Annotated in this window: 23 protein-coding genes and 1 pseudogene; 4 read left to right on the top strand and 20 right to left on the bottom strand. The window is 58.7% G+C overall.

Annotated elements, in window-relative coordinates:
- Positions 1-50 precede the first annotated feature (50 nt).
- The 9 genes and pseudogenes from ACM6IP_RS00170 to pchA form a co-directional block, all read right to left on the bottom strand.
- Positions 51-728, bottom strand: a complete 678-nt coding sequence (locus ACM6IP_RS00170; RefSeq protein WP_223509263.1) for a DUF3313 domain-containing protein — start codon at positions 726-728, stop codon at positions 51-53.
- 151 nt (positions 729-879) lie between these two features.
- A complete protein-coding gene (locus ACM6IP_RS00165; RefSeq protein ID WP_401126169.1) occupies positions 880-2,358 on the bottom strand; it encodes a DUF1254 domain-containing protein in 1,479 nt (492 codons plus the stop codon).
- A gap of 95 nt (positions 2,359-2,453) precedes the next feature.
- Complete coding sequence (locus ACM6IP_RS00160) at positions 2,454-3,713, bottom strand: OmpP1/FadL family transporter (RefSeq protein ID WP_414860724.1); 1,260 nt, start codon at positions 3,711-3,713, stop codon at positions 2,454-2,456.
- A gap of 306 nt (positions 3,714-4,019) precedes the next feature.
- Positions 4,020-5,048 carry an AraC family transcriptional regulator gene (locus ACM6IP_RS00155; RefSeq protein WP_414860668.1) on the bottom strand — a complete coding sequence of 343 codons (1,029 nt, stop codon included), beginning with the start codon at positions 5,046-5,048 and terminating at the stop codon, positions 4,020-4,022.
- A 499-nt stretch (positions 5,049-5,547) separates the two neighbouring features.
- Positions 5,548-5,757 (bottom strand): annotated as a pseudogene (locus tag ACM6IP_RS00150) (hypothetical protein); the annotation flags it as partial.
- 55 nt (positions 5,758-5,812) lie between these two features.
- Positions 5,813-7,381, bottom strand: a complete 1,569-nt coding sequence (locus ACM6IP_RS00145) for an FAD-binding oxidoreductase (protein ID WP_320334203.1) — start codon at positions 7,379-7,381, stop codon at positions 5,813-5,815.
- A gap of 13 nt (positions 7,382-7,394) precedes the next feature.
- The gene (locus ACM6IP_RS00140; protein WP_414860667.1) at positions 7,395-8,087 is read right to left on the bottom strand and encodes a hypothetical protein; all 693 of its coding nucleotides are present in this window, start codon (positions 8,085-8,087) and stop codon (positions 7,395-7,397) included.
- A gap of 10 nt (positions 8,088-8,097) precedes the next feature.
- Complete coding sequence (locus ACM6IP_RS00135) at positions 8,098-8,433, bottom strand: c-type cytochrome (protein ID WP_414860666.1); 336 nt, start codon at positions 8,431-8,433, stop codon at positions 8,098-8,100.
- A 53-nt stretch (positions 8,434-8,486) separates the two neighbouring features.
- The gene (gene pchA / locus ACM6IP_RS00130) at positions 8,487-9,962 is read right to left on the bottom strand and encodes a 4-hydroxybenzaldehyde dehydrogenase (protein ID WP_401125847.1); all 1,476 of its coding nucleotides are present in this window, start codon (positions 9,960-9,962) and stop codon (positions 8,487-8,489) included.
- A gap of 347 nt (positions 9,963-10,309) precedes the next feature.
- Here pchA and ACM6IP_RS00125 point away from each other — a divergent pair, with 347 nt between their 5' ends.
- The gene (locus tag ACM6IP_RS00125) at positions 10,310-12,157 is read left to right on the top strand and encodes a sigma 54-interacting transcriptional regulator (protein WP_401125846.1); all 1,848 of its coding nucleotides are present in this window, start codon (positions 10,310-10,312) and stop codon (positions 12,155-12,157) included.
- A 75-nt stretch (positions 12,158-12,232) separates the two neighbouring features.
- Here the strand turns inward: ACM6IP_RS00125 and ACM6IP_RS00120 are convergent, their stop codons facing one another.
- The 4 genes from ACM6IP_RS00120 to ACM6IP_RS00105 form a co-directional block, all read right to left on the bottom strand.
- Positions 12,233-13,168: a transporter gene (locus ACM6IP_RS00120; protein WP_414860665.1), complete on the bottom strand. Its 936-nt coding sequence runs from the start codon at positions 13,166-13,168 to the stop codon at positions 12,233-12,235.
- A 269-nt stretch (positions 13,169-13,437) separates the two neighbouring features.
- On the bottom strand, positions 13,438-13,980 hold the full coding sequence (locus ACM6IP_RS00115; protein WP_414860664.1) for a histidine phosphatase family protein: 543 nt from the start codon (positions 13,978-13,980) through the stop codon (positions 13,438-13,440).
- Positions 13,981-14,048: 68 nt separating this feature from the next.
- The gene (locus ACM6IP_RS00110; protein WP_414860663.1) at positions 14,049-15,104 is read right to left on the bottom strand and encodes an SDR family oxidoreductase; all 1,056 of its coding nucleotides are present in this window, start codon (positions 15,102-15,104) and stop codon (positions 14,049-14,051) included.
- Positions 15,105-15,107: 3 nt separating this feature from the next.
- Positions 15,108-15,527: an ester cyclase gene (locus ACM6IP_RS00105; protein ID WP_095169179.1), complete on the bottom strand. Its 420-nt coding sequence runs from the start codon at positions 15,525-15,527 to the stop codon at positions 15,108-15,110.
- A 116-nt stretch (positions 15,528-15,643) separates the two neighbouring features.
- Between ACM6IP_RS00105 and ACM6IP_RS00100 the strand changes: the two genes are divergently transcribed.
- A complete protein-coding gene (locus tag ACM6IP_RS00100; RefSeq protein WP_414860662.1) occupies positions 15,644-16,531 on the top strand; it encodes a LysR family transcriptional regulator in 888 nt (295 codons plus the stop codon).
- 84 nt (positions 16,532-16,615) lie between these two features.
- Here the strand turns inward: ACM6IP_RS00100 and ACM6IP_RS00095 are convergent, their stop codons facing one another.
- The 6 genes from ACM6IP_RS00095 to ACM6IP_RS00070 form a co-directional block, all read right to left on the bottom strand.
- Positions 16,616-17,644 (bottom strand): LacI family DNA-binding transcriptional regulator, encoded by a 1,029-nt coding sequence (locus ACM6IP_RS00095; protein WP_401125837.1) that lies wholly within the window; start codon positions 17,642-17,644, stop codon positions 16,616-16,618.
- A gap of 75 nt (positions 17,645-17,719) precedes the next feature.
- Positions 17,720-19,219 (bottom strand): glycoside hydrolase family 32 protein, encoded by a 1,500-nt coding sequence (locus ACM6IP_RS00090; RefSeq protein WP_414860661.1) that lies wholly within the window; start codon positions 19,217-19,219, stop codon positions 17,720-17,722.
- Positions 19,216-20,361 carry an ABC transporter ATP-binding protein gene (locus ACM6IP_RS00085; RefSeq protein ID WP_401125832.1) on the bottom strand — a complete coding sequence of 382 codons (1,146 nt, stop codon included), beginning with the start codon at positions 20,359-20,361 and terminating at the stop codon, positions 19,216-19,218. The genes ACM6IP_RS00090 and ACM6IP_RS00085 overlap by 4 nt, the downstream gene beginning before the upstream one ends.
- A gap of 27 nt (positions 20,362-20,388) precedes the next feature.
- Positions 20,389-21,231, bottom strand: coding sequence for a carbohydrate ABC transporter permease (locus tag ACM6IP_RS00080; RefSeq protein WP_414860660.1), 843 nt, complete (start codon positions 21,229-21,231; stop codon positions 20,389-20,391).
- Positions 21,228-22,190, bottom strand: a complete 963-nt coding sequence (locus tag ACM6IP_RS00075) for a carbohydrate ABC transporter permease (RefSeq protein WP_414860659.1) — start codon at positions 22,188-22,190, stop codon at positions 21,228-21,230. Before ACM6IP_RS00075 ends, ACM6IP_RS00080 begins: the two co-directional genes overlap by 4 nt.
- 20 nt (positions 22,191-22,210) lie before the next feature.
- Positions 22,211-23,485, bottom strand: a complete 1,275-nt coding sequence (locus ACM6IP_RS00070; protein WP_414860723.1) for an ABC transporter substrate-binding protein — start codon at positions 23,483-23,485, stop codon at positions 22,211-22,213.
- A 169-nt stretch (positions 23,486-23,654) separates the two neighbouring features.
- On the opposite strand from ACM6IP_RS00070, the gene ACM6IP_RS00065 reads away from it, so the two are divergent.
- Together ACM6IP_RS00065 and ACM6IP_RS00060 are read left to right on the top strand one after the other, a co-directional pair.
- Positions 23,655-25,220, top strand: a complete 1,566-nt coding sequence (locus tag ACM6IP_RS00065) for a carbohydrate porin (protein ID WP_414860658.1) — start codon at positions 23,655-23,657, stop codon at positions 25,218-25,220.
- A 104-nt stretch (positions 25,221-25,324) separates the two neighbouring features.
- Positions 25,325-26,242, top strand: coding sequence for a carbohydrate kinase family protein (locus ACM6IP_RS00060; RefSeq protein WP_095169169.1), 918 nt, complete (start codon positions 25,325-25,327; stop codon positions 26,240-26,242).
- Between the two features lie 16 nt (positions 26,243-26,258).
- Here the strand turns inward: ACM6IP_RS00060 and ACM6IP_RS00055 are convergent.
- Positions 26,259-26,655, bottom strand: a 397-nt coding sequence (locus tag ACM6IP_RS00055; RefSeq protein ID WP_414860657.1) for an oligopeptide/dipeptide ABC transporter ATP-binding protein, incomplete at its 5' end; no start/stop codon positions are given.

The following is a 26,655-nucleotide window of genomic DNA, read 5'->3' as shown; positions in this document are numbered from 1 at the left end:
CGTTATTGGTAGTGTATTGAGCCAACGGTTGTTGGCAGTTCAATCAAGGTTTAACTGCGAATGAACGCCCAAAGATCGACATTCAACTTATCGATCGCCGCTTTGAAGTCCTGGGCGGTGATCTTCTGACTTTCATTTTCCAGCGTTGTACCAAATACCTTGCGTACTACCTTGGCGACCGTCTGGTTGGTTCTCGCATCGATAATCTCGGCCTCGATGAACAAAGTGCTGTCCTGATCACGGTGGCCGGTGGCGGCCTGTGTTGCTCCGACCACGGCGGCGATCGGCACCACTTCGTACCATTTCATCCCTTCGTTTTCAGCATTCACCCCGGTGATCGCCGCACGCATCAGCAGGGTGTTGGAACCCACCGGCGCGGCGCTGGTATTGGAAACCACACGGTATTTCTGACCCAGGGTGCCTTTGACCTTACTGGTCATGTAGTTCTGGATCTCGGTCAGCGTTTGCTGGTTGACCCGCTCATCGGGCTTGGGCGCGGGATAGAGCTCCAGCTTGTTGAACACTACCGTGTCATAGGCATTCGAGTTCCACGACGGACTGACCCAACGCATTGTTGTACCGCCGCTTGCCGTTTTGACTTCCTGCAAGTTGTTGTAGTTGGACAGGTAGCCCGAGTATTGCTCGGCTTCAGTGACTTTCGATACGCAGCCGGTCAATAACAAGCTGCTCAGTGCAGCACTCGCAATCCATTTGTGCGAAAAATTCATATATCGGTACTCCTTGAGGGATATGTTCCTGAATGTCTTTTATTCAAGGTCAGACCCTGTGGCCTTAGCCCCTTCGGAATAGGCCCCACTGGATCTCAGCCTGAGCAATCAAACGACTGCTTGCCAACCGCAAGCAGTCGCAAGCGTCGCGTTACTTCGATGCCACCACTGCCGGCGGCTGCCAGCTGCCGCTGCCTGCGGGAAGAATTGAAGGCGGCGTGGCCTTCGGCCAATAGAGGCGCATCACTAGATAGGCCGTGTCGTCAGGCGCGGGCAACCAGTTGGACTCCTTGGTCTTGCCCGGCGAATCCTTCTGGATATACAGCGTCAGTGAACCGTCCGCGTTCTTTTTCATGGCCGACAGCATCGGCGAATTGATCAGGTAGCGGTTGATCGGATTCTTGATCAGCAGTTGGCTCTTGCCGTCGTACATGGTCACCGACCAGAAAGCATTGACGGGCGGCAGTTTGCCGGCGGGGAAAGTCAGCGTGTAGTTGTGCTTGCCGGTATCCAACGTCTGGCCGTTGCCATCGGTACGCGTAATGGGATACATCGCCTCGGCGGCGTCATTGCCGTACAGACCAGCCTTCGCGGCGCCAGCCCGCATCAGCCAGTCGCCTTTGTAGAACGCCTGGTCGCCGAAGAACGCACCGACGCTCCAGCCGTTGATATTTTTCATGCCGCTGGAGAGGAACTTGTCGACCTTTTCGTCGCCGGCCTTCATCCCGAGCAGGACCACGGCCTTGTGCTCGAGCGAGAGGTCCTTGAATTCGAAGCTGCGACCGGGGCCTACCCCGATGCTGGCCAGCTTCGCACGGATCGCCTTGTCCTCAGCCGATGGCGGCACATACTGCAGCGCCGCCGACAGGTACTCGAAGAAGTTGGCCTTGATGCCCTCCGTGGTGGCTGGCACGAAAGCGATCTTCGGCGCAGCGGGCGGCGCGGGTTGATGGAGGAAAGCGGACAGCGGCTGTACCTGGTAACCCGCCTGCACCTTCTCGACATTCGGCATGTCGGCCGGATTGAACAGCTGGGTGCGGATCAGCGTCAGTGCGAAAGGGGTCGTGGAGCTGAACACCTTGTCGATGCCTGGAGGTGTCGCTCCCTTCCAGTCGGGGCCTGCAATCAAATAGCTCCCGGGTGCGCTGGCCGTGGCCCGACTGCCGATGTAGCCATAGTTATAGGTGTTGCCGTCGATCAGTTGCACCGAGTAGTAGCGTTTTTTGGCAACGGCAGGCACGGTGATCACCAACGGCTCGGCACGCAGGTCGGTCCAGAGAAAGGAGTACGGCGTGTCGCTGTTGGGGGTAATGATGGCTGTGTCAGCGGGGGTCGCGACTTTATGATCGTGGTGCAGTTGGTTGAAGGGGGCCTTGAACTGGCTGGACTTGGAGTCCACCGCGAATTCGTTCATTACGGCGTAGTTCATGACCAGCGGCAAGCCGTAGATAAAGCCTTCCTCGGCGATCGCCTTGGTTTGCTCCAGGCTCGGCGCGGGAACGCCCTTGGTCACATCGGCCTTGTCGGCCTGTGTGATCGGATCGAGCTTGCTCGTGCACCCGGTGAAAAGCGTTGAACCTACGACGACCGCCGCAGCCAATGTCCAGCCACTGTGAGACTTCCTGTTCATTTTCACCTCGTTAGTTTTGTACAAGCTGGCGTCGTGAGCGTTCATGCCCGCGGTTAGATACTAGGCATGACACCGGAGTCGCTCTTGGATCTTTCTCAGTAGCGCCAAGTCATATTGGCAGTCAGGGCTTGAATCCAGGCGTTGTCGAACTCGCCTGAGACACGATTGCCTGACAGCGTTTTTTGCTGATCGACGGACATGTCCCCCATCCACACCGTGACCCAACTGAAATTCACGTCTGTCTCTTTATTCAGTGAATAAGTAAAGCCCGTGGCGAAGCGCCAGGCGGCGCCCATGGGCACGGTGAGCGTACGATTACCGTCGGACACGGCGGACGTGTCATAGGCGACACCGAAATCCCAGACCCAGTCCTGGTTCATCTGGTATTGAGCGCCAAGCGCCAATTGATACGTGTCTTTGTAATGCGCATCGATTGAAGCGGCCCGGGAACCGGTTCTGGACGTGTCTACGTCAATGCCGATGTCACCGAATTTCGACCAGTCCTGCCAATTGACCGAGGCCAGGACAGCCCATTGCGTATCCAGTTGCTGGTACAGGCTGAGGGTCGCCGTTTGCGGTACTTTCAGGTCGATTTTGGTGTTGAGGCTGTTGAGGCGACTCACCAACGGAGCACTGCTCTTCACATTCAGACGATCCTCGAAGTCGAGGTCAACCTGACTGGTGTAAGCCAAGCCAATCCGGGTACCGGGCTTTGGGGCATAAATCACGCCTGCGTTGGCGCCGTAACCCCAGGTGCTGTCCCGGTATTTGTATTGGCCGTCACCCCGTTGTGTCAGTCCGAGCGGCGCCTGATCGATGGCGGCTTCGCTCTTCAGCATCCCGTACATGGCTTTCAGTCCGACGCCGACGGACCATTGATCGTTGAAGCGATAGGCGACACTGGGTACCAGTGACAGTCCCGCAATGCTCGCGTTCTGTACGAAATAACGGCCGGACCAGTCATTGTCGTAGTTTACAGCCAGACCAAAATCGCCATAGGAGCCGAAACCGACGGACCACCGATCATCCAGTTGATGGCTGATGAAGAAACTGCCACCCGGTATGGGATCGAGCGCGTTACCGCTGCCAGTGCCCGGCGTATTGGTTGCACTGTCCCGATCGAACGATAAGTCACCAAAAAGAACCTGAGCGCCAGCGGAGATCTGTGTTCCGCTGAGGTAGCTCAAGCCGGCGGGGTTGCTGGCAATGGTCGAAGGGCCTTGTGCCCGGGCCGCTGCACCGGCATTGGCCAGTCCGACGTTGTCGGTGGCGATTTCGTACAACATCAGGCCACCGGCAACACTGCGACCACTGGTAAAGAGTGTCAGCGCACCAAGAACAGTAATCGATAACATACTTTTATTTAATGGCATGAAATCCCTCTCTATCAGATCACTCAATCGATATGGCTTAGATCGCCCCAAGGTCGAGGCGCCGTCTTTTATTCGTGCGGCTTTCTTGAGTGTCTGTACGGAACTCCAACCGCAGGTGCAACTAATCGCCAGCCTCATGAACAGCACAAAAAACCGAAGATCAGCTTTGCAGCCAGCCTGTTGTCGCGTTCACTTTACGGCAATCATCAGAAAGGTATCTTGCATTTTCGGACACCGACGCGCGGTATCACGGGTGTATGGAAATTGTTGAATCACCCTCAACGGAGGCTACGCCAGCCCATTTCTCCAATGCTGTGGTGACGTATTTGTCCATGTTTTGAATGCACGGGAGAAGGCGTTTGGATCCTGGTACTGAAGGGTCTGAGAGATTGTGGATATCGGCAAATCGGTATTTTTCAAGAGCTGCCGCGCGAAGTTGCTTCTGGAGTCGGTGATCAGTTCTTTAAGGTGAGAACCTTCCGCATCCAGCCGGCGTCGCAGCGTTCTTTCATTCAATGAGAATTGACCGGCGATGTGCTTGGAATTTGCCTGGCCTTTCAATAATAGAGCGTATGTCTGGCTCTTTATTTGTTCTGAAATTGTCAAAGGTGACGTGGCGGTCGAAATAGCCAGTTTAAGTAGATGGTGTAAGCGTGGATTCGCCGTACATTGAATTTGTCGGAGTCTCTGATTGTTTATTACCAGTCCGGAAATGCTTGCATTGAACTGAATATTACAGCGAAATTTTCTGACGTACGGGGTGATGTCTGATGGCTTGCGATATGAAAACTGCACACGAACGGGCGTCCAGTTAGCGCCTAATAAGGCCCGCAGCATTTGCAGGCCAACCATGACGGCAGTGTCAACAAGTAATGATTGATTGGGCAGGTCGTGGCGATAAATGACATATCCCAACAAACTGTGTTGGCCCGCCAAGGGAAGAAGCAGTGGGGTCGCGCCACGATCGTAGAGATTGGCATGCCCGACCAGGTCGTTCAATGCATCGCCTGGTGTAGTCGCAAGACGCATGAGCTGACCCACCGGACCCAAATTTTCCAGCGAAAAGCGCTCACCGATCAACAGGCCAATATGGGGGCACTGAGTGTGTTCGAACGCCGTGTTGAACAGACGAGCAACGTCCATGTAGCCGAGATGGTTGTCTTCATATGCAAATTGCTCAAGGCTGATACCAGCGTCTTTGAAAACGCCTCGCGAGGAACCCCCTATCGCGTCAACTACTTCCGGGAACCTACGGAATGGGCTTGTACTAATTTCTCCAGGCCCGCCCATTCTTAAAGATGATTTTTTGGAGGGCATATTAGCTCGCTATCATTCCTGAAACTGGCGCATTGGCCACGCTGGCGAACATCTGACACATGACGAGCAAAAAAGCGTAGCGCCCATGAGCCGGCGCCTGGCACCTCGCGGCCGTTCTGCGCTGCCAGTCCTTGGACCCAATCATCAAATACACGAATCGTTCGCATTAATTGAATCCAAAAATACATAATATTGAATACATTGGTTTAGCACGGATGCGCTTTTTTTCAAATGGTCCATAGAGACTCTGCTCCACCCTAATAGCCGCTTCCATACATCGACGAAGCTTGGTTGGAGGGCATTCTTCTGATGGTTTCGTTTCGAGTACTTGGTCAGAAATAAAAAATGAAGTGGAGCCAACAGAGGGAGTGGGCCCTCTTTTTCTGGAATAGCAAGACGACTGTCCGCCCTCAAGGGTTGTCGCTTGCCGGCGCTTTGGGAACGCAGATGTGTCCGATGTCGTTTATCTGCGAAGACTGTATTGGCCGATTTCTGCCGGTCATGAAGCCGAAATCAAACTGAAGAACGTGCTCGACGATGTTTGCGCACTATGAGGGCTCAACACTACGGCACTGAGTCGATCGCCCAGCAGATTCCAGGCGTGCTTCCGCTCTTCGGCATAGTCGTGATGCAGGTAGTGGCGTCTCACCCGAGAGCCGGCCAGTACGTGGTTTTGGCAGTGATCGATGACCTCCAGGCTGACCCCCATGCTGGGCGCACATAAAAGCCCCGCCAAGACAGACTTGGCGGGGCCTCAAGGGCAATCAGAATGTGTTGGCGAGGTCGATGCCCGACTTGCCCGGTGCCAGAATGTTGTTCGGGTCCAGCGCACGCTTGATGGCATGTTCAAGCTTGCGTTTGACAGGGCCGTAGCTCTGCGCAACTCGATCCTGGAATGCGGTGTTGACGCGGTATACGGCGTAGCCTTCCTTCTCGAATACATCCAGCAACTCGGCAAAGCAGGCGTTAGCGCGCTTGGTTTCTTGCGGGTTGGTGCGGTCATACAACACGTCGATTACGTGGTGCATGTCGCGCCAGCCGACGATGAACTCGCCGACATAGTCCAGACCGTGCTTGTTGAGGGTCTTCTTGGCCAGCACCTGCTGTTTGTCGCACTCGCTGCCTCGGGCCTGGCTCACCGGTGCAAACCACATCGAGCCACCACCGCCGCGCCAGTTGTACAGGCCAAATTCCTGCAAGTTAGGCACCCCGGACATCAACTGGGCGCGGTACTTGAACGGCTGGGTTTCACCGGCCTCTTCCTGGGTGACGATTCGGCCCTTGCCCAGTTGCTTCAGGGCTCCAATGACGATATTCCAGTTGACGTCGACCTGTTCCTGAGTGCCGTACAGGGCGGCGTAAACGTTCCAGGCGCCGAGGTTCTTGTCTTTCTGGATCTGCTTGAGGATCGCGTCGGAGGTTGCACCCGGCTCGCTGGTGTAGTCGGAGCGGCGGGTGTTGCAGGTGGATGCCTCCCAGAGCACGCCAGCGATCACTACCGAATTGGGAATAACCTGGGCGATGCGCAGCGGACGGATAAATTCGACGATCTCGGCGATGTCCGACTCGTTCTCGAACTTGATTTCGAACGGTTTGAACACGGGCGGTTTTGGCATCAACCAGAAGCCCATCTTCGTGCAGATACCGTAGTTGGCCTGAGTGAACATGCCGTCCAGGGTCGGGCCATAGCCCCACTTGAAGACCTGCCAGGCGTTGTCGCCTTTCACTGCGCCCATGCCGGTTCGGTACACATCGCCGTTGGCCAGCACCACTTCCATACCGCACTGCATCAGAAAGTGTTCGCCGTAAGGCGTGTAGCCCACGCCGCGATCCATGGTGTTGCCCAACGGCCCGGCAATGGCCGACGGCGCGGAGAACGACAGCATCAACGGCAGGTTACGTTCCTGGATGTAGTCGTAAAGCTGCTGATAGGTCACGCCCGGCTCAACCAGGGCGGTACACAGTTCAGGGTCGACGTGGAGAACTTTGTTCATCTTCTTCAGGTCGAGAATGATCTGGCCACGCTGGCCTGGTGCTGCAGAGCCGTAACCGAAGTTGCGACCTGTGGAGATGGTCCACACCGGGATCTTGTGTTCGTTGCAGATCTTCACCACGCCTTGCACCTCTTCGACGGTGGTGGCGGTGACGGCGGCAGACGGCGTGTGCTCGGCATTGTCCACGGCGATCATGATCTTGGAGTAGGGGATCAGTTGATCGTCTTTGACCAGAACGTTTTCATCGCCCAGCAGTTTGCGAAACTTGGCGATTGCTTGTTCGAAGTTTGCGCTGTCGACACCGCGCGGGAGCAGGGTCTTGTTGATTTGCTCAGTCATTTGGTTAGCTCCTTCAAGCCTCGATCGAAAACGAAACGAAATTACCGGTAAGCGGCGACGTTCGGCGGGTGACCTGTGGTGCTTGCCCGTTGCTGGTGGTGCCCAGGGCAGCGAGGGTGTAGCCCAGCGTGGCCAGCCATTGGTCCGAGCCGCTGCTGTGGCGGGCAGCCGCGGACATTTGCAACGGAGCTTGTAGGCCATGCATGCGGTGTTCTGTAAGACTGAAACCGGTCCCGCAGGTGTTCAGGCTCAGGCCAAGTTGTGGAGCACAGCCGCTGGCCGCTTCGGCGCTGAGCAGTCGGTGCTGTGAGGTGTTGGCCGTGGCCCGATGCTGGCCGAGCCACTGCATGCGAGCACCGGCACTGCGCGCCAGGTCAATGATCAGCGCGGCACTGGCATCGTCGACCAAGCCGATCATGCGTTGCGGTTCACCGCTGCTCAGGCGTTGTTCCAGGCCGAGAATGAACTCCAGGCTGAGGTCGCTGCGCTGCACCTTGACTTGACTGCCTCCCGGGCTTGCAGCCATACCCTCGAGAAAGGCCGATTCGGCGACTTCGCCACTGACAAGGGCCAGGATCGGCAGCGCTGCACGGGCCTGGCTACCCAATACCGTTTTGGCCATGGTCAGGCCGGAGCTGCCCATGGCTATACCCGCCAGGCTGCCCAGAGCCATGCCCTTGAGCAGTACACGACGTTCGACGTTCATGGCTGGCTCCTCAAGGCTTGGCCGCTGGGGCGGGCGTTTTGGAAATGTATTCGGCGACCTGTTGCAGCGAGTGATCGTCGATGAACGAGGCAGTGAATGCCGGCATGGCGCGAAAGCCATTGCGCACAATTGCCGTGATGTACTGCGGTGGCAGCTGGCGGCCGGTGATTTGCGGTCCGACCTGTTTCTCGTGGCAGTGGCCGCACACCTTGGCGTAAACGTTTTCTCCGCCTTTCCAGACGCCATCGCCATCGGCGGCAGCATTTCCGGCCAGCAGGACATACGGCAACGCAAAGCAAGCAGCGAAGGTCCGTTTCACAACCGGGTTGTTGAGCAGTGAGGACATTTCGTACTCCTTATTCTTATTGGTAGGTTGGTTCGTGGGAGCCTTGGTCCGGATCAGAAGGGGTACTGCCGAGGCGTGTGTTGCAAGGTGATCCAGTGGTCGGTGGTGAACTCGTCGATCGCCCAATCGCCATTGAAGCGACCCAGGCCGGAATTCTTTTCGCCGCCGAAGGGGGCGTTGGGTTCGTCGTTGACCGGGATGTCGTTGACGTGGGTCATGCCGGCATGGATGCGTTTGGCGAACTGCACGCCGCGCTCCAGGCTCGCGCTGAATACAGCACTGGAGAGCCCGTATTCACTGCTGTTGGCCAGTTCAAGGGCATGCTCGGCGTCACGCGCCGACTGGATGCCAACCAGAGGGCCGAAAATTTCTTCGCGGGCAATCTCCATGTCAGCCGTGACCCCGCCGAACACGTGCGGCGGCAGGACGTTGCCCTGGGCCTGTCCGCCTGCCAGCAGCGTTGCACCTTCGGCCTGCGCCGTGGCGATCTTCTCTTGCAGGCCTGCCAGTTGCTTGCTGTTGATCACGGGACCGATCACGGTTTCAGCTCTATTCGGGTCGCCATAGGGCAGGGCCTTGACTCGCTCGACGAATCGCCGGGTGAACGTTTCCAGCAGCGGCTGCTCGACGATGATGCGGTTGATCGCCATGCAGATCTGGCCCTGGTGGAGGAATTTGCCCACCACGGCGGCGCTGACGGCCTGTTCGACGTCGGCATCGGCCAGGACCACGAACGGACTGTTCCCGCCAAGCTCCAGGGCCACGTGTTTGAGGTATTCACCGCCGCTGGCGATGCGGCCGATGTTGCGTCCGACCTGGGTCGAGCCGGTAAAGGAAATGAAGGCCGGTACCGGATGCTCGACAAAGGCGTCGCCGATCTCTGCGCCGGAGCCCACCACCACACTGAGTACGCCCGACGGCAATCCGGCTTCCTCGAAGATGCGCGCCAGCAGCAGGCCGCCGGTAACGGGGGTATCGCTGGCTGGCTTGACCACCACGGCGTTGCCTAGCGCCAGGGCAGGTGCCAGGGAGCGGGCTGTCAGGTGCAGCGGGAAGTTCCATGGGCTGATCACACCGATCACGCCCAGCGGCGTGCGGTAGACCCGGCTTTCCTTGCCCGGAACGTTGGAGGCAATAATACGGCCATGCACGCGGCTGGGCAGGCTGGCCGACTCCAGGATGATCGCGCGCGCGGCGCCCCATTCGATCTGTGCCTTGATACGCGTACTACCGGATTCGCGGATGATCCAGTCGATGATTTCCTCGCGGCGCTCGTCGAAAATCTTCACGACGTTGAGCAGCACCTGGCCACGGGCGGCAGGCCCCCGCGTGGCCCATTCGACCTGGGTCTCGCGTGCAGTGAGGTAGGCGGCGTTGAGGTCTTCGCGGTTGGCCAGGGTGATCTGCAGCAAGCGCGACTGAGTAAAAGGGTCGAACACCTCCAACGAGCGACCGGTGCCGCCGGCACGCCATTGTCCGGCGAGCGGTTGCAGTTCAAGGTTCTGATAGGCAGGACGAGTAGCGGTCATGACGTTCTCTCTTATAGGTGTTTTGTCAGCGTGCACATGACCTGATGTATCAATTACTGTGCCAGGCTCGGTTTCCTAGTTAAAAAACCTTATAAAACAAATGCATATACTGTTTTTGGTGGTGAGTGATGATCGCCGCCCAACAGTGATAAACCAGGGGGTGCAGAAATTTATGCAGAAGAAGTCGCAGGCTTGTTGAAAGCTTTGCAACCGTTGGGAGGGACAGAATATGTGCGATTATCGAGCGAAGGGCGCGGCTGAAGCGCCGAGTCACCCGCTGGCAGATTGACCCCGCGGGGTGAGTGAGCATACTGAAAGGCTACCTACCTGCCTCTTGTTGATTGCCCATGATTCGTACTCCGTCCAACAAGCCCGGTCGTCCAGCGGACGAGGAATTCCTCAAGCAGATGCTTGGCCGAAAGAAGCGCTTGCTCGTCGACCGGGCGAGCCAGTTCGGCGCCAGCGGTCTGCCGTCTGCCGAACAGTTGGCAGAGACCGTGGCCTTCGCCCCAGAGGATGGCAATATCTGGTTGTGTGGCCAGCGCATGATGTTGCTGCAAGGCTCTGCGTTCGGTGCCATCCGCCGCGAGCTGATCGAGGCGCTGGGGTTCGACAGGGCCCGTGGCCTGTTGACGCGAATCGGCTGGCAGGCCGGTGCGCGGGACGCCGCGCAGGTCAGCGAACAGTGGCCGCAAGGCGATCACGCCAGCCTGTACAGCGCCGGGCCGCGACTGCACATGCTTGAAGGCATGGTCAATGTCGAGGTGGTGCGCTTCGAAATCGACTCCGGCGTCGGTCACTTCTACTCTGAGTTCCTTTGGCACAATTCACTCGAAGACGACGAGCACATCGCGGCCTTTGGCCTGGGGGGCGAGCCGGCTTGCTGGATGGAGATCGGTTATGCCAGTGGCTACGCCTCGTCGCTGCTCGGACGCCTGGTGGTGTTCCGCGAGCAGGAATGCCGCGCAATGGGTCATCAGGCCTGTCGCATTGTCGGAAAGCCGGCCGACCAGTGGGACGATATCGATGTCGACCTGGCTTATCTCGATCCGAGTGACTTCCTCAGTCGCAGCACTTACGCCTCGGGCATTGAAACCACCGTTGCCGATCTGAAGGAGCCCGCCGACAGCAAACAGTTGGTGGGTATTTCAGCCTCGTTCGTCGCTGCCAGTCAGTTGCTGCAACGGGTGGCGCCGACCCAGGCAACGGTGTTGTTGACCGGGGAATCGGGCGTGGGCAAAGAACTGTTCGCGCGCACCCTGCATCAGGCCAGTGCTTGCCGGGATATGCCGTTGGTGGCGCTGAACTGCGCGACCTTGCCGGAGAACCTGGTGGAGGCCGAGCTGTTTGGCGTTGAGCGCGGTGCTTTCACCGGCGCCGATCGTTCGCGCCCAGGGCGCTTCGAGCGGGCGCATGGCGGTACCTTGTTCCTGGACGAGATCGCGACCCTCGGCCTCAGTGCCCAGAGCAAGATTTTGCGTGCCTTGCAGGAGGGCGAGATCGAGCGTGTCGGCGGCACGGCGCCGATCAAGGTGAATGTGCGGGTGATCGCCGCGACCAACGTGGATCTGCGTCGCGAGGTTGAGGCGGGGCGTTTTCGCGAAGATTTGTTCTATCGCCTCAATGTCTTCCCCATCCACCTGCCGCCGCTGCGTGAGCGCCGCGAAGATATCCCGTTGCTGATGAGTTACTTCCTGCGCACCTTCAGCCTGCGCCACGGGCGCCAATTGGCCGGCTTCAGCACGCGGCTGGTCAACGCGCTGTTGACGTACCGATTCCCGGGAAATATTCGCGAGCTGCAGAACTTGATAGAACGGGGTGTGATTGCCGCCGGTGACGGCGAGGTGATGGATGTCGTGCACCTGGCCGAGGCCGGGGCGTCGTTGATGGCAACAGCCATCGGCCTGACCTCGCAGGGGCGCTTGTCGGCAGCCCAGCGCAGTGAGAAAACGACGGGTACTCCGTCAGCGTCAGCCGAGGACGATAGTGTCATGGGCGCGCTCGCTGAGCCGGCGCTGGAAAGCCTGCAGGACTTCGTCTCCGGACGCCAGCGGGTATTAAGCACCTCCTTGGAGGAAATCGAGTTACGCCTGGTGCGCCTGGCAATGGAACGGTCCGGGGGCAACATTACGGCGGCGGCGCAGATGCTCGGCATGAGTCGCGCACAAGTCAGTTATCGTCTCAAGGGGAGCTGAGGCGGCGAGCGACCTGGGCGCTTCCAACAAGCAATGCCCCGCGACCTGTTGAAGGTCGTGGGGCGTGGGTCTTGATCAAAATGCGGTGGTCAACTTCAGCCAGTAGGCCTGGCCCTCGGCACGGTTGCGCACACCCGATTCATCCTGCCATTTGGCACTGAAAAACCAGCCGTTTTTGCTGGTGTACTGTACCGCCGGGCCAATGGAGAAAGAGCGGCCACGGTTGCCATCGGCGGCATCGACCAAGGCTGCGACGGCGCAATGGGAGGCGCTGCACTGGTCATCGCTCACCTGCTTGTAAGCGTGACCACCAACGCCGAGCACCCAGCCATTGCCCAAGCCCCAGCCTAGGGTGTAGTCGGCATGAAGCTCGCGGCCGGACTGGTAGTGGGTGTCCTGATTTTCGAAGTTGTAATCGTACATCAGGCGCACATCGGCGTTAAAACCCGTGGGGTCCATATAGGTCATGGCATACACGGCTTGTACGGTGTAATAGTTCGTGCCGAGGTTGACCAGGTCGTTTTTGTCGTACTCGCTGGCGGTAGGCAGTACGAAGTCGACACCCACGGCGGTGTGGAACTTGTCACTGTGGTGGAAACCGACCACCGGGCCGAGGTGAGCGTCGCCGATGCCGCGCTTATGGTCGTGTGGACCGTTCTTGATGTTCAGCCGTATGTCATTGAGCGGGAGCAGTGCGTGGAAGCCCAGGTTGCCACCGAGTACCTGCTGTTCGGTGACCCAGATGAACCGAGGCACGACAGTGGTGACGCGCAGATCGATGTCGGCCACCTTGTCGCCAGCGTTATCGCGCAGGGTATCGGCCAGGTAGTCGCCGACGAATACCTGACCGTAGGTGCCGGGTGGCGGCAGGATACCCATGCCGTATATTTCAATGCCCATCGGCCACGACGACACACCGCCTTCGGTAGCCTGGGCAAGTGAAGTGCTGCCGGCCAGCAACAGGGCAGCGCTGAGCGTAAGGGGAGTGCAACGAGTGAGTGAATGGTGCATGAGAGGCCAACCTTATTGTTATGAGCGGCGTGCAGCAGCGTTTAACTGCGCAAGGTTGTCCTTCTCAACTATTGTGCCAGTTTGTATTTTTTTGATTTTTTGTTGTAAATCAATAATTTGTATTATGTCTTTGAGTTGATCAATGTCTGGGCGGCTCGACTGTGGCGGTTCTTGTTAAGAGAATTCGACTGAGTGTAAAAAGTTCGTGCTGGTTCACTCGCTGCCTTGCTTCCAGCGGCAGGCAGTTACTCTGAATCAACTAGCGCTACTTACACACCAACATAGCGGTACACCGCTGCGCTCCAGTACTGGCTACCGTTACGCTTATGGCGAATCCAACCATCTTTCACCAACTGTTTGGCGATCATTCGGTTGATGAAGCCATGACCGAGCAGCAGGACGGATCCTTCGCCAGTAAGGGACTGCAATAGCTCAGCGGCTTTGCTGGCCCGCATCCTCGCAGTGTTAGCCGATTCGACGCTGCCTGAGTAGCCACAAAGCCATAAGATTCGAAGGATAAATGCCCAGGTAAAGGGCGATAGCCGTGGGCGTTTCCAATGACCAAAAGGTAGTTGGGCTTCGCAGAAAACGGCGTCGACCAGTACCGGTTTCAGCCCGAGCGCTTGCACGGAGCTAAGCGCACGAGGCGCCGTGCTTGAAGCAATCACCGTAGCGGATGCAGCGAGTTGCCGACTGGCATCCGGAACCGGCTGCTGGGTGATTTCGGATCGGTTGTAGTGTTCGATCCAGTCTTTCATCTCGAGTGCTGAGACTTTATCGACGTTTGCCAGTTGTGGCTGGCCATGTCGCATCAGAATTATTTCCCTGTTCACAGTGAATTTACTTCCTTGTCTGGTGCGCTTTGAAAGTTACTTTTCGACTAAGTCGAACGAGCGTTTTTGTTCGAGGTCCGCGCATTGTGTTTTTCAAACCAGCCGTGATCGCGGTACCACGCTACGGTGTCAGTGATTGTCAGCTCTAGCGACCGGAAACTGAGGCCAAGTTCTTGTTCGCTCTTGCTGTGATTGAAGTGGGTGCGGTACTCCTCTCGTATCATCAGGCGTAAGGTGGCCATGCTCAACAGTATGGGCTTGCCGGTAAGACGCGCATAGATCTCCTGCACAGCCGCCAAGCTGTATAGAAGCACGAGCGGTAGTTCGCGCGAGGGTGTCTTGACCCCTGCTATACGGCCCAGGATAGGTACCAGCTGGCGCATTGTCATGTGCCGGCCTGCCGCGAGATAGCGCTGGCCGCGCCGCCCATGTTCGGCGGCGGTTATCAGCGCCCGAGCGACATCACGTGCATCGACCACTGAGACGCTACCGGGGATCAATCCGGGCAATTTGCCGTTCACGACATCCTGTACCAACTGTCCCGAGGAGGTCGGACCGATGTCGGCGGGGCCCCACATCCAGCCAGGCAGCACCATGCAGGCATGCATATCAGGATGTGCTTCCAGGAACGATAAGATGACTTGGTCGGCGAGTATCTTGCTGCGGTAGTAGTCGTCTGCGTCGGCGTCGGCGCGCAGACATGTCTCATCGATGGAGGTGCCAGGCGCACCGTCGAGCACGGCAATCGAAGAGGTGTGGATAAACTGTCGTATACCGGCGCGGTAGGCCTGATCAATCAGGTCCTGCGTACCAATGACATTGACCTTTTCCAGTTCTTTCCAGTGGCTGCCGCCCTTGTAGTTGTCGCGAAAAAAGGCCGCGGTATGAAACACCACATTGCAACCTTGCAACGACGGTGCGAATGCGCTGACGTCGGCCATGTCCCCAACGACCAGTTCCACCTTCGGCAGTTTGTTGAACTGCTGTTCACCTTTGGCTCTGGAGCGGACCAGGGCTTTGACGGAGTAGCCACGAGCGATCAGTTCTCGTACCAGATTGTTGCCCAGCAAGCCGGTTGCGCCAGTAACAAATGCGTTGCGCATGGATTAACTCTCCCCCTGTTGGGCTAACGGCATCAACACAGCACTGTCGAAGAACGCCTCCTCACGGATCACCAGCCCATCCTTGAAGGTGAAATGCGCAGCATAGTGGAGGGTGATAGGCCGTCCGTGGGGGGCAATCACCCGGCCAGGCAGCACCAGCGGGGCGGTAAAGGTGCCGCTCAGCAAGGCCGTCAACGCCAAACGATCGTCCGCGACCATGAATGGGGTGAGAGTCACTTGCGCATCGGGCAGTGCGTCGAAAATCGCGGTCTCGCGTTTGCGCATGGATTGGCGACCGACTTGAATCCCCATGCTATCGAGGTAGATAAAGTCTTCATGCACCAGTGCAAGCATTGTCTCTACATCGCGGCGATTGAAGGCTGCCGCGGCGCGTTGCGCATAGTCGTTGGGGCCAGTAGTCATACAGTCCATTCCCGTTGTTTCAAAGGCCAGTAGATATACCGTTGAGATCTCTCCTGAAAAACAACCACTACGGCATAATGGATTTGCATATCTGCAAACCAAGGAAGGAAGAGCGCATGGCGGTGCAAGCAAATTGGGATGATCTGCGGCTGTTGTTGGCAGTCTCGCGGCGTGGCAGCTTTCTTCAAGCGGGCCAGTTGCTAGGTATCGCGGCGTCTACCCTGTCTCGTCGCCTGAGCCAACTTGAGGCGGCTCTGGGCGAGCCACTCCTCGAACGTGGTGTCGAGGGATGTCGGTTGACCTCGCGGGGTTTATCTCTGGTGGATGTCGCACTCGCTGCGGAGGCAGGCCTGAGGCGTCAAGCAGTGGCTGATTTGTCCGGTGTGCAGACCGAGCTATCTGGCAGTGTTCTGGTCAGTGCGGGAGAGGGGTTCTCTTCTCGGGTATTGGAGGCTGCGCGTCGTTTCACCACTGCGCATCCGCTTTGCTCGGTAGAGTTGCTGGTCTCAGCCGACTTTCACAAGATTGTCCGCGGTGTGGCCGACATTGCTGTACGCACGGTACATCTGGGCGAGCCATCGTTGATTTATCGACCCATAGGCAAGCTTGCCTATGGCATCTTCGCTGCTGCAGGGTACCTGAAGCGCTTTCCTGAGTTGACCCCGGCCACAGCAGGCAATATCGCCTTACTTCCGCCACAAGACATGTTGCCGCAAATGCGTGCAGCAAAGGCAGCGGGTTTGGAACGTACGCAGATCAGCGTGAGTTCATTCGCCGTGCAACTCGAGTCGGTGAGAGAGGGATTGGGAGTCGCCGTGCTGCCTCGAGTCCTGGCGAAAGACTTGATTGAGTTGTTTGCGGATATCGATCTACCCGATATGAACGTCTACCTGGTGACCCGCCCTCAGGCATTGAAGCAGCCCCACATCAAATGCTTCTTCGCTATCTTGGAGCAGGTACTGCTCGAAGCCCTGTGCGTTGAAAGCGACCCAGTGCGACTCTGAAGTCGCCGGGTGTTTTCCCGCGACAGCCCCGAGTCACGGTCACCCAGATAACCATTGATCATGCCGAGAATCCCAGTCGCCAACTCATGCTTTTCCAGCAGGGGAGGGAAGTTGAGTTTCCTGGAGAGATGACCTGACCACCAATGGACAATCAACTGGCTGGGTTCCCGATACCTCAAGGGTCTCGATCAGGTGCCGGGCAGCCTGGCGACCGATCTCGTAGTAGGGCAGTTGCACCGTGGTCAGCGGCGGGATGAACAGCTCGGCGATACCGATCATGTTGTCGTAGCCGAGCACGGCGACATCGTCGGGGATTTTCAGGCCGCGGCCGAACAACAACTGATAGGCACAAAAGGCAATACGGTCGTTGCCACAGATCAGAATGTCGAATTGCGGGCGACCGTCGAGGATGTGCCGGTCGAGGATGGCTGCGGTTTCACCATAGGCGTCATGATCGGAAAGGTCGTATTGCAGGAGTGAGTCAGGCGCCAGGCCGAATGCCTCACAGGCACGCTGCAGGCCTTTCTGTCGCAGGCCCCAGGCCAGGCTTTGCTTGGGCAGATTGATACACAGCGGGCGCCGATAGCCCTGGCTCAACGCATGGTGTACGGCTCGATACTGGCCTGATTCGTCGTCCGGCACATAACTCACCAGGTGGCTGTCATCTGCCAGGCAATTGGCGAGTACCAGGGGTTTGCTCTTCAAACGCTCCGGAATGCTCACCTGGCGAAAGCCCATGGCGCTGAAGATCAAGCCGTCGGGACGGTGCGACAACATCAGGTCGATGTTCTGGTCGGTGGGCGGGTTGCTCAACAGGTTGAGGATAAAGACGTTCCAGCCGGCTTGCTGTGCGGTCTGTTCGATGGACAGCAGCAACTCGACCGCAAACGGTGTGGTCGCGGTGTCCAGCGCGAACACACCAATGGTTCGCGACTGCAGATTGTCACCGCGCATTCTGCGCGCCGACAAGCTCGGCACGAATTGCAGTTGATCAATCGCCTGGCGCACCCGCTGCAGGGTTTCGGGGCTCAACTTTTCCGGATTATTGAGCGCTCGAGAAACCGTCATCAGGGACACGCCGGCCAGCTGTGCAACGTCTTTCACTGAAGTCATGCGAGGCGAAACCTGTCAGGTTGACGCGCGATCATGCCACAGGGCCCGCGCTTCTCGCGACTCCAATGACGCGGCTCATAACCAGCCCGAGGCAAGAGGCCAAGCGTTGGGGATGGAGACGCGCCCGCCACTGCCACTGGCAAGCAGCTTCACGCCCAGACTGTCTGGCCGCGGATAAAGGCGACTGCTGAGGGTGAATTGACCGTTTTCGTCGAACACCTCGATGGACGAGCGATCGAGGAACACATGCAGTTCCAGGTGCTCTTGTGCCGGGTCTATCGCCACGCTGCGCTGCCCGCTGACTTGCGCACCCGAGCGGCTGCGGTCAAGCACCAGACGATGCAGGGCCGCATCGTAGTACAGCAGCGTTTCCTCCTGGCCGTCCTCACTGCAACGCAAGGCGACCCCCACCTGCCCGGTGCAGCCGAGCAGGTCCAGATGCACATGGATTTCGAGCATGTCGCCCTTCACTTCCGGCACCCAGCGGGTTCCCGACTCATCCCACCACGGCGTACCCGGCAATGGCGCTTGGCGCAGAGCGGTGAGTTCCCGCGCCGGATACATGTACAGGCGATCGGTACACAGTTCCAGCTCCCGCGGCAAACCGAGCATGCCGCACCAGTGATGGGCCTGGCTCGGCATAGGGCTTTCCCACATGTCGAGCCACGCCCACACCAGGCGTCGACCGTCGGCGGCGAGTAGGGTTTGTGCGGCATAGAAATCATGGCCGTGATCCAGCTCGATAAACGGCCCGCCCGTGAAGTGCCATTCGCTGTCGAGTCGGCCCACTCGATAACCGGTCTGGTACTTATTGAGCCGTTCGTAGCCCTGGGGATGCATGCCTTGCGGGGAGTACAGCAGCACATCGCGTCCGTTCAGGCGGAACAGGTCCGGGCACTCCCACATGTAGCCATCACCCTCGCTGCCGCTGGCCACATAGTCGAGGAACTCCCAGGTATGCAGGTCCGTGGAACGGTACAGCGGGAGCAACGGCACATTGCCCAGGCGCGCGCCGGCAATCAGGTACCAGCAGTCATTCTCCTGCCAGACCTTGGGGTCGCGAAAGTGCATGATATCTTCTTGCGGCGCGCGCTCGATGACGACGCCATGCTTGACGAACCGGTTGCCGTCGCTGCTGGTGGCCAGGCACTGGACTTGACGGATGAAACGCTCGTCACCGACTTCCCCAAGCCAGGTATGCCCGGTGTAGATCAGCGCCAGGGTATCGCCGCAGACTACCGCGCTCCCGGAAAAACAACCGTCTCGGTCGAAGTCATCGCCGGGCGCCAATGCAATGGGCAGATGCTGCCAATGGACCAGATCGGCACTCTTTGCATGTCCCCAATACATCGGCCCCCATTTCGCTTCGAAGGGATAGTGCTGATAGAACACGTGATATTCGCCACGAAAGTACACCACTCCGTTAGGGTCGTTCATCCAGCCCACAGGGGGGGCAATGTGATACCCGGGTCGATAGTCGTGGATGACGCGAGACAGGCCGTCACGCAGCGCATGCTGCGCAAGCTCGAGGGCGCCAGGCATGGGAGCGTTCATGGGATTCAAGGACTCAGTCATAGGGCGCCTGCTCGTGCCGAGCGCAACGGGACGCCATCCGATGGGGTTTCAATCGTCTGTGGGTAGCGCTTCAAGGCGCTGCCGTCGGCGTCGAACAGGTGCAGATGGGCGACCTCCAGTCGCAGCTCGACCCGATCGCCGACCTGCCATCCGGCGCTGACCTCGCAACGACAGACCAGCGGTTCGTCCTGCGCTGTCTTGAGGTGCACATAGGTTTCGCTGCCCAGGTATTCAACCCCGGTCACGGCGATGCCGCTGCTGCCCGTGGCTGCCTTGAGTGACATGTGCTCCGGGCGAATCCCCAGGCTCAGCGGCGTGCCCGGTGCCAGGTTCGAGCTGTCGAAGGGCAGGGACGTGGCGCCCCAGATACCGGTATCGACCTGGCTGTGTTCACCGGGTGCCTGCAGGAGCGCGGGCAGGAAATTCATCGTGGGCGAACCCAGGAAGCCGGCGACAAAGCGGCTGGCCGGGCGCTCATAGAGTTCGCGCGGTGAACCGACCTGTTCGACGCGACCCCCATTGAGCACGACAATCTTGTCGGCCAGGGTCATCGCTTCAACCTGATCGTGGGTCACATAGATCATGGTCGAGCCCAGCCGATCATGCAGCCGGGCGATTTCGTTGCGCATCTGTACGCGCAAGGATGCATCCAGGTTGGAGAGCGGCTCATCAAACAACAGAATGTCCGGTTCCCGCGCCATGGCCCTGCCCATGGCCACACGCTGGCGTTGTCCTCCGGACAGTTCCCTTGGTTTGCGTTGCAGCAGTTTGTCCAATTGCAGGATCTGCGCGGTTTTCAGCACGCGTTCGCGCAGGCTGCTCTTTTGCGTCTTGGCCAATTTGAGACCAAAACTGATGTTGTCGTAGACGCTCATGTGCGGGTACAGCGCATACGACTGAAACACCATGCCGACCCCACGTTCGCGTGGCTCCAGGTCGTTGGCTCGCTGCCCATCGATCAGCAGGTCGCCGCCGCAGATCGAATCCAGTCCGGCGATCAGTCGCAGCAGGGTCGACTTGCCGCAACCCGAAGGACCGACGAACACCACGAATTCACCCGCCGCGATTTCGAGGCTGACGTCGCGCAGAATCCGCGCGCCGCCCAGTTGTTTGTTGACGTTGTCTAGTTTCAGTTTGATCACGATGCTGTTCCTTGTCTTTGTTGGGCATCAACCCTTTAACGCGCCGGCAGTGAGACCGGAAACGATTCGGCGCTGGAAGATCAACACCAGAATCACCAGTGGGACGGTGACTATCACCGAGGCCGCCATCAACAACCCCCAAGGCAACTCGTGGGGGCTGCCGCCGGAAATCAAGGCGATGGCGACCGGCACTGTGCGTTGCGTGTCGGTGAGGGTGAAGGTCAGGGCAAACAGGAACTCGTTCCACGCGGCAATGAACGCCAATAAGCCAGTGGTAACCAGTGCGGGCCAGAGCAGCGGCAACAACACTCGGGTCAGCGTGACCCAGGGGGACGCGCCGTCCATGATTGCCGCTTCCTCCAGTTCATGGGGCAGTTGTCCCATGAACGTGGTCAGCACCCAGACAGTGAAGGGCAGGGTGAAAATCGTGTAGCTCAGGATCAACGCCCAGGACGTGTTGTACAGGCCCAGCGCGCGGATCACCTCGAACAGCCCTGACAGCACCGCGACCTGGGGAAACATCGACACCCCCAGGACCAGCATCAAGACCGTGCCACGGCCACGGAACTTGACCCGGCCCAAGGCGTAGGCGGCGGTCAGGCTGAGGAATAGCGCCAGCGCCACCACGCACAGGGCAACCACCAGCGAATTGCCGATGGCCTGCAGGAATGAGGCTTGATGCAGGACCGCCGAATAATTGGAGAAGTCGGGGTTTTTGATCCAGTAGCTCACCTCGAACAAGGCGCTGGACGGCTTCAGCGACGTCACGATGGCGTAGTAGAAAGGGAAGACCGCATACAGCAGCAATATCCCGATCAGACACCAGAACCCGAGGCGCAACATGGCTTTTTTCAGTAGACGCGGGCTCATGCGCGCACCTCCAATTGACGACGTCCGAGGTACAGGTAAAGCAGGGCGATGACCGCAACCACCAGGAACAGCAGCGTCGAAGCCGCGCTGCCGTAGCCAACGTCCTGGAACTCCACCAGATGCTGGCGGGCGTAGACCGACATGCTCATGGTGCTCGATGAGTTCGAGGTCAGCACATAGATAACGTCGAACACCCGCAGCGAATCGAGGATGCGGAAGATCGCCGCCACCAGCAGCGCGGGCGTCAGCAGCGGCAGCGTGACACGCCAGAACACCTTCAGCGGGTGAATGCCATCGACCCTGGCAGCCTCGTAGCAATCGCTCGGCAACATCTGCAAGGCCGCCAGCATCAGCAGCGTGACAAAAGGTACGGTCTTCCAGACATCGACGATGATCACCGCCCACATCGACAGATCCGCATCGGCCGTCCAGGCCAGGGGCGCGTCAATCAGGCCGAGGCTGAGCATCATGTGATTGATGATGCCGAACTGGTCGTTGAGCATCCACGACCAGATTTTCGCCGAGACAATGGTCGGAATCGCCCAGGGAATCAGAATCAACGCACGCACCATTGAGCGTCCGGTGAACTTGATGTTGAGCAGCAACGCCACCAGCAGTCCCAGGACGATTTCCAGGCCCACCGACACCACGGTGAAATGCAAGGTGTTACGCACCGCGTTCCACCATTGAGGATCGACCAGGATGCCCGACCAGGACGAACCGTTGTGGAACAGGTAATTGCTCAAGCCAACGAAGGATCCGCCATCGGTGTCCGCCAGGTTGGCGTCGGTCAGGCTGAACCAGAATGTGCGCAGCAGTGGCCAGGCTGCCACCAGGGCCAGACACAGCAGCATGGGTGTCAGGAACAACCAGGCGGCGCGCACTCGGCGACGTTGTACGGGCGTTTCCCGGGTGAGCAGGAGCTCGTCACCGGGGGCGTGGGTAGCAGAGACAGACATGCTGATTTCCTTCCTTTGACTTACCAGTTCCGGCGTTTGATGCGCGTGAGTTCGCTTTCCAGGTCGACCAGCGCCTGATCGACAGGCAACTCGTCCGCCAGCACGCCATGCACTCGATCGAAGAACGCATTGGAGACCCGTGGATAGCGATCGGCAGTGATCGAGGCGGGGCGCATCACTCCAGCGTTGAGAATGCTGTGCAGCTGGCTGTAGTAAGGCATTGCCGCGAGCAATTCAGGGTCTTGGTAGAGCGACTCGATAACCGGGTTATAGGCGCCGATCAGCGCACGACGTTTTTGTTCTTGGGCACTGCTCAGGTAGCTCACCAGCTCGGCGGCAAGTTTTGGCTGGGCGCTGTACCGCGACACCGCCAGGCCCCAGCCACCGAGGGTCGATGCATGGCTGCCAGCGTCGCCGCCGCGGGGCAGGGGAGCGACGCCAACCTTGTCTTTTACTGCGCTGTCCTGGCTTTGTACCAAGGCCCAGACATACGGCCAGTTACGCATGAACAGCGCATTGCCCGACTGGAATACGCCGCGACCTTCTTCCTCGGTGTAATTGAGCACGCCCCGTGGGGAGATGTCACCGACCCAGCTTTTGGCCAGGGTCAACGCCGTTCTCGAGGCCTGGCTGTTGACCACGATATCGCCTCGTGAATTGACCAGCCCGCCTTCCGGATGGCTGCTGATCCACTCCAGCGCATTGCAGGTCAGGCCTTCGTAGGCACGCCCTTGGAAGATGTAACCCCAGGCATTGGGATTCCCGGCCGTGCGCTCGGCCTGCTGGACACTCCTGGCGGTCGCGGTCATTTCCTCCCACGTCTGGGGAACCGGCAGGTGGTACTTCTCGAGCAAGTCCTTGCGGTAATACAGCAGGCCCGAGTCGGTGAACCACGGCATCGTCACCAGCCGTCCGTTCACCGTGGCGTTATCCACCTGTGTCTGGAAATAGCCTTGGGTGGCGTTGGCTGCAAGCACCTCGCGCAGATCCATCAGGTGTTTGGCCAACATCCCTGGCCAGACCATATCGATTTGAATGATGTCGATGTCGGCGGACTGCGCACTGAGGATCTGCTGGTAGAACGACAACCTTTCGGTTGCCGAATTAGGCGTAGAAACCACCTCGACGTGGTGACCGGTCTGTTTTGACCACGCCTCGACAGCCTCCTTGCACAGTTGCAACTCCGCACCCACGGCACCGCAGGAGATCGTCAGATCGGCTGCGTTCGAGAGGGTTGGAAGCCCGGCACAGAGGGTGAACAGTGCTGCTGGAAAGATCGATTTGAGCAGTTTCATAAAGGCCCCTTTATTTTTGTTTTTATAAAAGTTAACGTTAACATCGCCAAATGTAACAGCGAATTTGCGATGAGGCATCTTTTTTTTCGTGGTTTTTGACAAATCACCCTTCGCGAAAAAGAGCCCAGTCACGGCAGCAACGACAATAAAAACAACACAGGAAATCGACATGCAGAACGCATCAAGCTGGCTACTCGCAGGTGTGCTTGGCACCTCGGCGGCAACCTCCCAGGCCGCGACATTGGAACAACGCATGGCCGCGTTTGAAGCCCGTGCCAGCGCCGCGGAAAAACGCGCTGCCGCTGCCGAGCAGCAAACCCAGGCACTTGCCAGGGAATTGCAACAGCTCAAGCTTGCCACTCCCGCCTTGCAGCCAGCAGCGTCGACGGCTGCAGCCAGTTCGGCGCCGGCCCTGGACACCCGTGTGGCAAAACTCGAAGCCCGTCAGCAAAGCCTGGAAAAGCAGGGCAGCAGCGGACACCTCACCGACGGCTTCAGCTTCAAGGGCTATGCCCGTTCCGGATTGCTGGTCAACGATGGGCTCGGTGGTGGTCGCGGCGGTCCCTACACAACCCCAGCCGGTTCAGTCGGTGGTGCCGTGGGACGACTTGGCAACGAAGACGACACGTACATGCGCATAGACCTGTCGAAAGAGACCTATGCGCAAAACGGCACCCGGGCCAAATTCACCGTGTCCATCGCCGACGGTGTGGAGAGTTCCAATGACTGGACGGCCGACGAGAGCAACCTCAACGTGCGTCAGGTGTTCACCGAACTCGATCATCTCGCCGCCTTCAAGGGCAACTCAGTGTTCGAGAACTCCACCTTGTGGGCAGGCAAACGATTCGACCGGGATAACTTCGATATCCACTGGCTGGACTCGGACGTGGTCTTCCTGGCCGGCACCGGCGGTGGCATCTACGATGTGCAGATGAACCAGGACTGGCGTTCGAATTACTCCCTGGTCGGGCGTAACTACGGCGATTTCAGTGAGGACGGTGTCGATGCCGATGTGGAAAGCTACATCCTGACCTCCAACCAGTTCTTCGACAGGGGTCAGTGGCAGTGGATGTTCAATGCCATTGGGGCAAAGAAAAACGATATTTCCATCCGCAGCAATGAAGCGGGTCTGTCGCCTGCGGATTCCGGTTTGCAGAGCATGCTGGTCAATCACCAGAAAGACTTCTTCGGCCGGCAAGGCTTCTTCAAGACGGCGCTGCTCTACGGGCAAGGCCTGGGGGCAGAGGTCAAGAATATCGGCTCGGATGGCGAACTGATCGACGACGCCCGCGCTCTGCGACTGGCGGTTTACGGCGAGACACCAATCGCGCAGGGCTGGCGCATCGGCCCCAGCCTGTTGGCCGAGCAAAGCAAGGACCGGTACGTCAAGGGTGACGATTACCGCTGGATGACCCTGAACGTACGGTTGGCCAATGAAATCAACCGCAACTTCGAGATGGCTTACGAAGTGAGCTGGCAAACCATGGACCTCGACCCCAAGGGCTACCTGCAACGGAATGCGGTCGACGGTGACTTCTGGAAGTTCACCATTGCCCCGACGTTCAAACCGGATGTTGGCGACCTGCTCACACGTCCAGAATTGCGCGTGTTCGCCAGTGTCATGGACTGGTCGTCGGACCTGGACAGATACAGTACCGCTGACTCCTTCGGCAAGTCGGACTTCAATGCAGGTGGCGTATGGCAGTACGGCATCCAGATGGAAACCTGGTTTTAATATCTGAACCCGTCCGGCCAACAGCAAGGCATAGTGCGTCAGTGATTAACGGTCCAAGCTAGTTGGCCAGCAGTTACCTACAACACAGCATTGAGGAAATGAGCATGGGATTGCCTCGCGCAGTCGTATTTGGCGAAGCGCTGACCGACCTTGTCCAGGGCACTCCTGGGCAGTGGCAGGGCTACCCGGGTGGTGCGCCCTGGAACGTGGCACGCGCGCTCAGTCGCTTGGGTGTTAGCTGCGCTTTTGCAGGTTCGGTGAGCATGGATTCACTGGGTGACGAGATCGTGGCGCAGTCGCAAGCGGCAGGGCTGGATAGGCGGTTTATCCAACGGGTAGACCGCACGCCTTTGGTCGCCATCGTTCCATCCAGCCGCCCCCCACAGTATTTTTTTGCGGGAGAGGCCGATCTGTTTTTTGATCCGCAGTTGATGCCTGAAGGATGGATCGACCAGGCGCAACTGTGTCATTTCAGTTGCATCAGCCTGGCGCGACAGCCACTGGCCGGCAGGCTGGTGAACATAGCTCAGCAGGCCAAGGCAGCGGGCAAGCGGATCAGCTTTGACCCGAACTGGCGCAATTTGATGGACAGCCATTATCGCGAGCAGACCTTCCCGACGATGACCGCCCTTGCCGACATGATCAAGCTCTCCGACGAAGACCTTCGGCATATCTATCCAGGACTGTCTGAACAACAGGCAATGGATGAGCTGCGTGCGCTCAATCCTCACGCGCAGATCCTGTTTACTCGAGGCGAGCACGGGATGATTCTCCACACCCCGGACAGCCAATTCGAGCAGCCGGCGATTGCCGTGAACGTGGCAGACACGGTGGGCGCAGGAGACGCGTGCATGGCCGGTTGGCTGGCGGCGCAGTTGCTGGGGATCTCCGACCTGCGCGCGCGCCTGCGATTTTCAGCGGCTTGCGCATCCATATCTTGCCGCCATGCCGGCGCCCATGCGCCAGCGCTGACGGATGTGCACAGTCTGCTGCAACTGCTCGACCGCAACGACTCACGGTGAACAGTCTGTCGGCAAGCTAGGACGCGTTGAGTGGCAGAGCTACAGATACCCGTGCAGCAGTTTGTCGGGCCGCCCCCTCGAGAAATTGCTCGGCGTAATGACACGCCACCTGCCGATTGTCGAGCAAACGCAAGGCCGGCTCTTCACTGCTACAACGCTCGGTGGCGTACGGGCAGCGCTTGTGGAAGGCGCAGCCGGACGGTGGGTTCAGCGGGTTGGGCAGTTCGCCGACGATCTTGATTTTCGGCTTGTCCGGGTCCGGGTGGATAGTCGGTGTGGCCGACAGCAGCGCCTGGGTGTACGGGTGCAGCGGGCGGGTGTAGATGTCCTCTTTGGGGCCCATTTCCACCGGACGGCCGAGGTACATCACCATCACGTGGTCGGCCACATGGCGCACCACCGCCAGGTTGTGG

It is taken from the genome of Pseudomonas sp. IT-P176, from assembly GCF_949767245.1.
Lineage (GTDB): Bacteria > Pseudomonadota > Gammaproteobacteria > Pseudomonadales > Pseudomonadaceae > Aquipseudomonas.
This window is presented reverse-complemented; position numbering and strand designations above follow the sequence as displayed.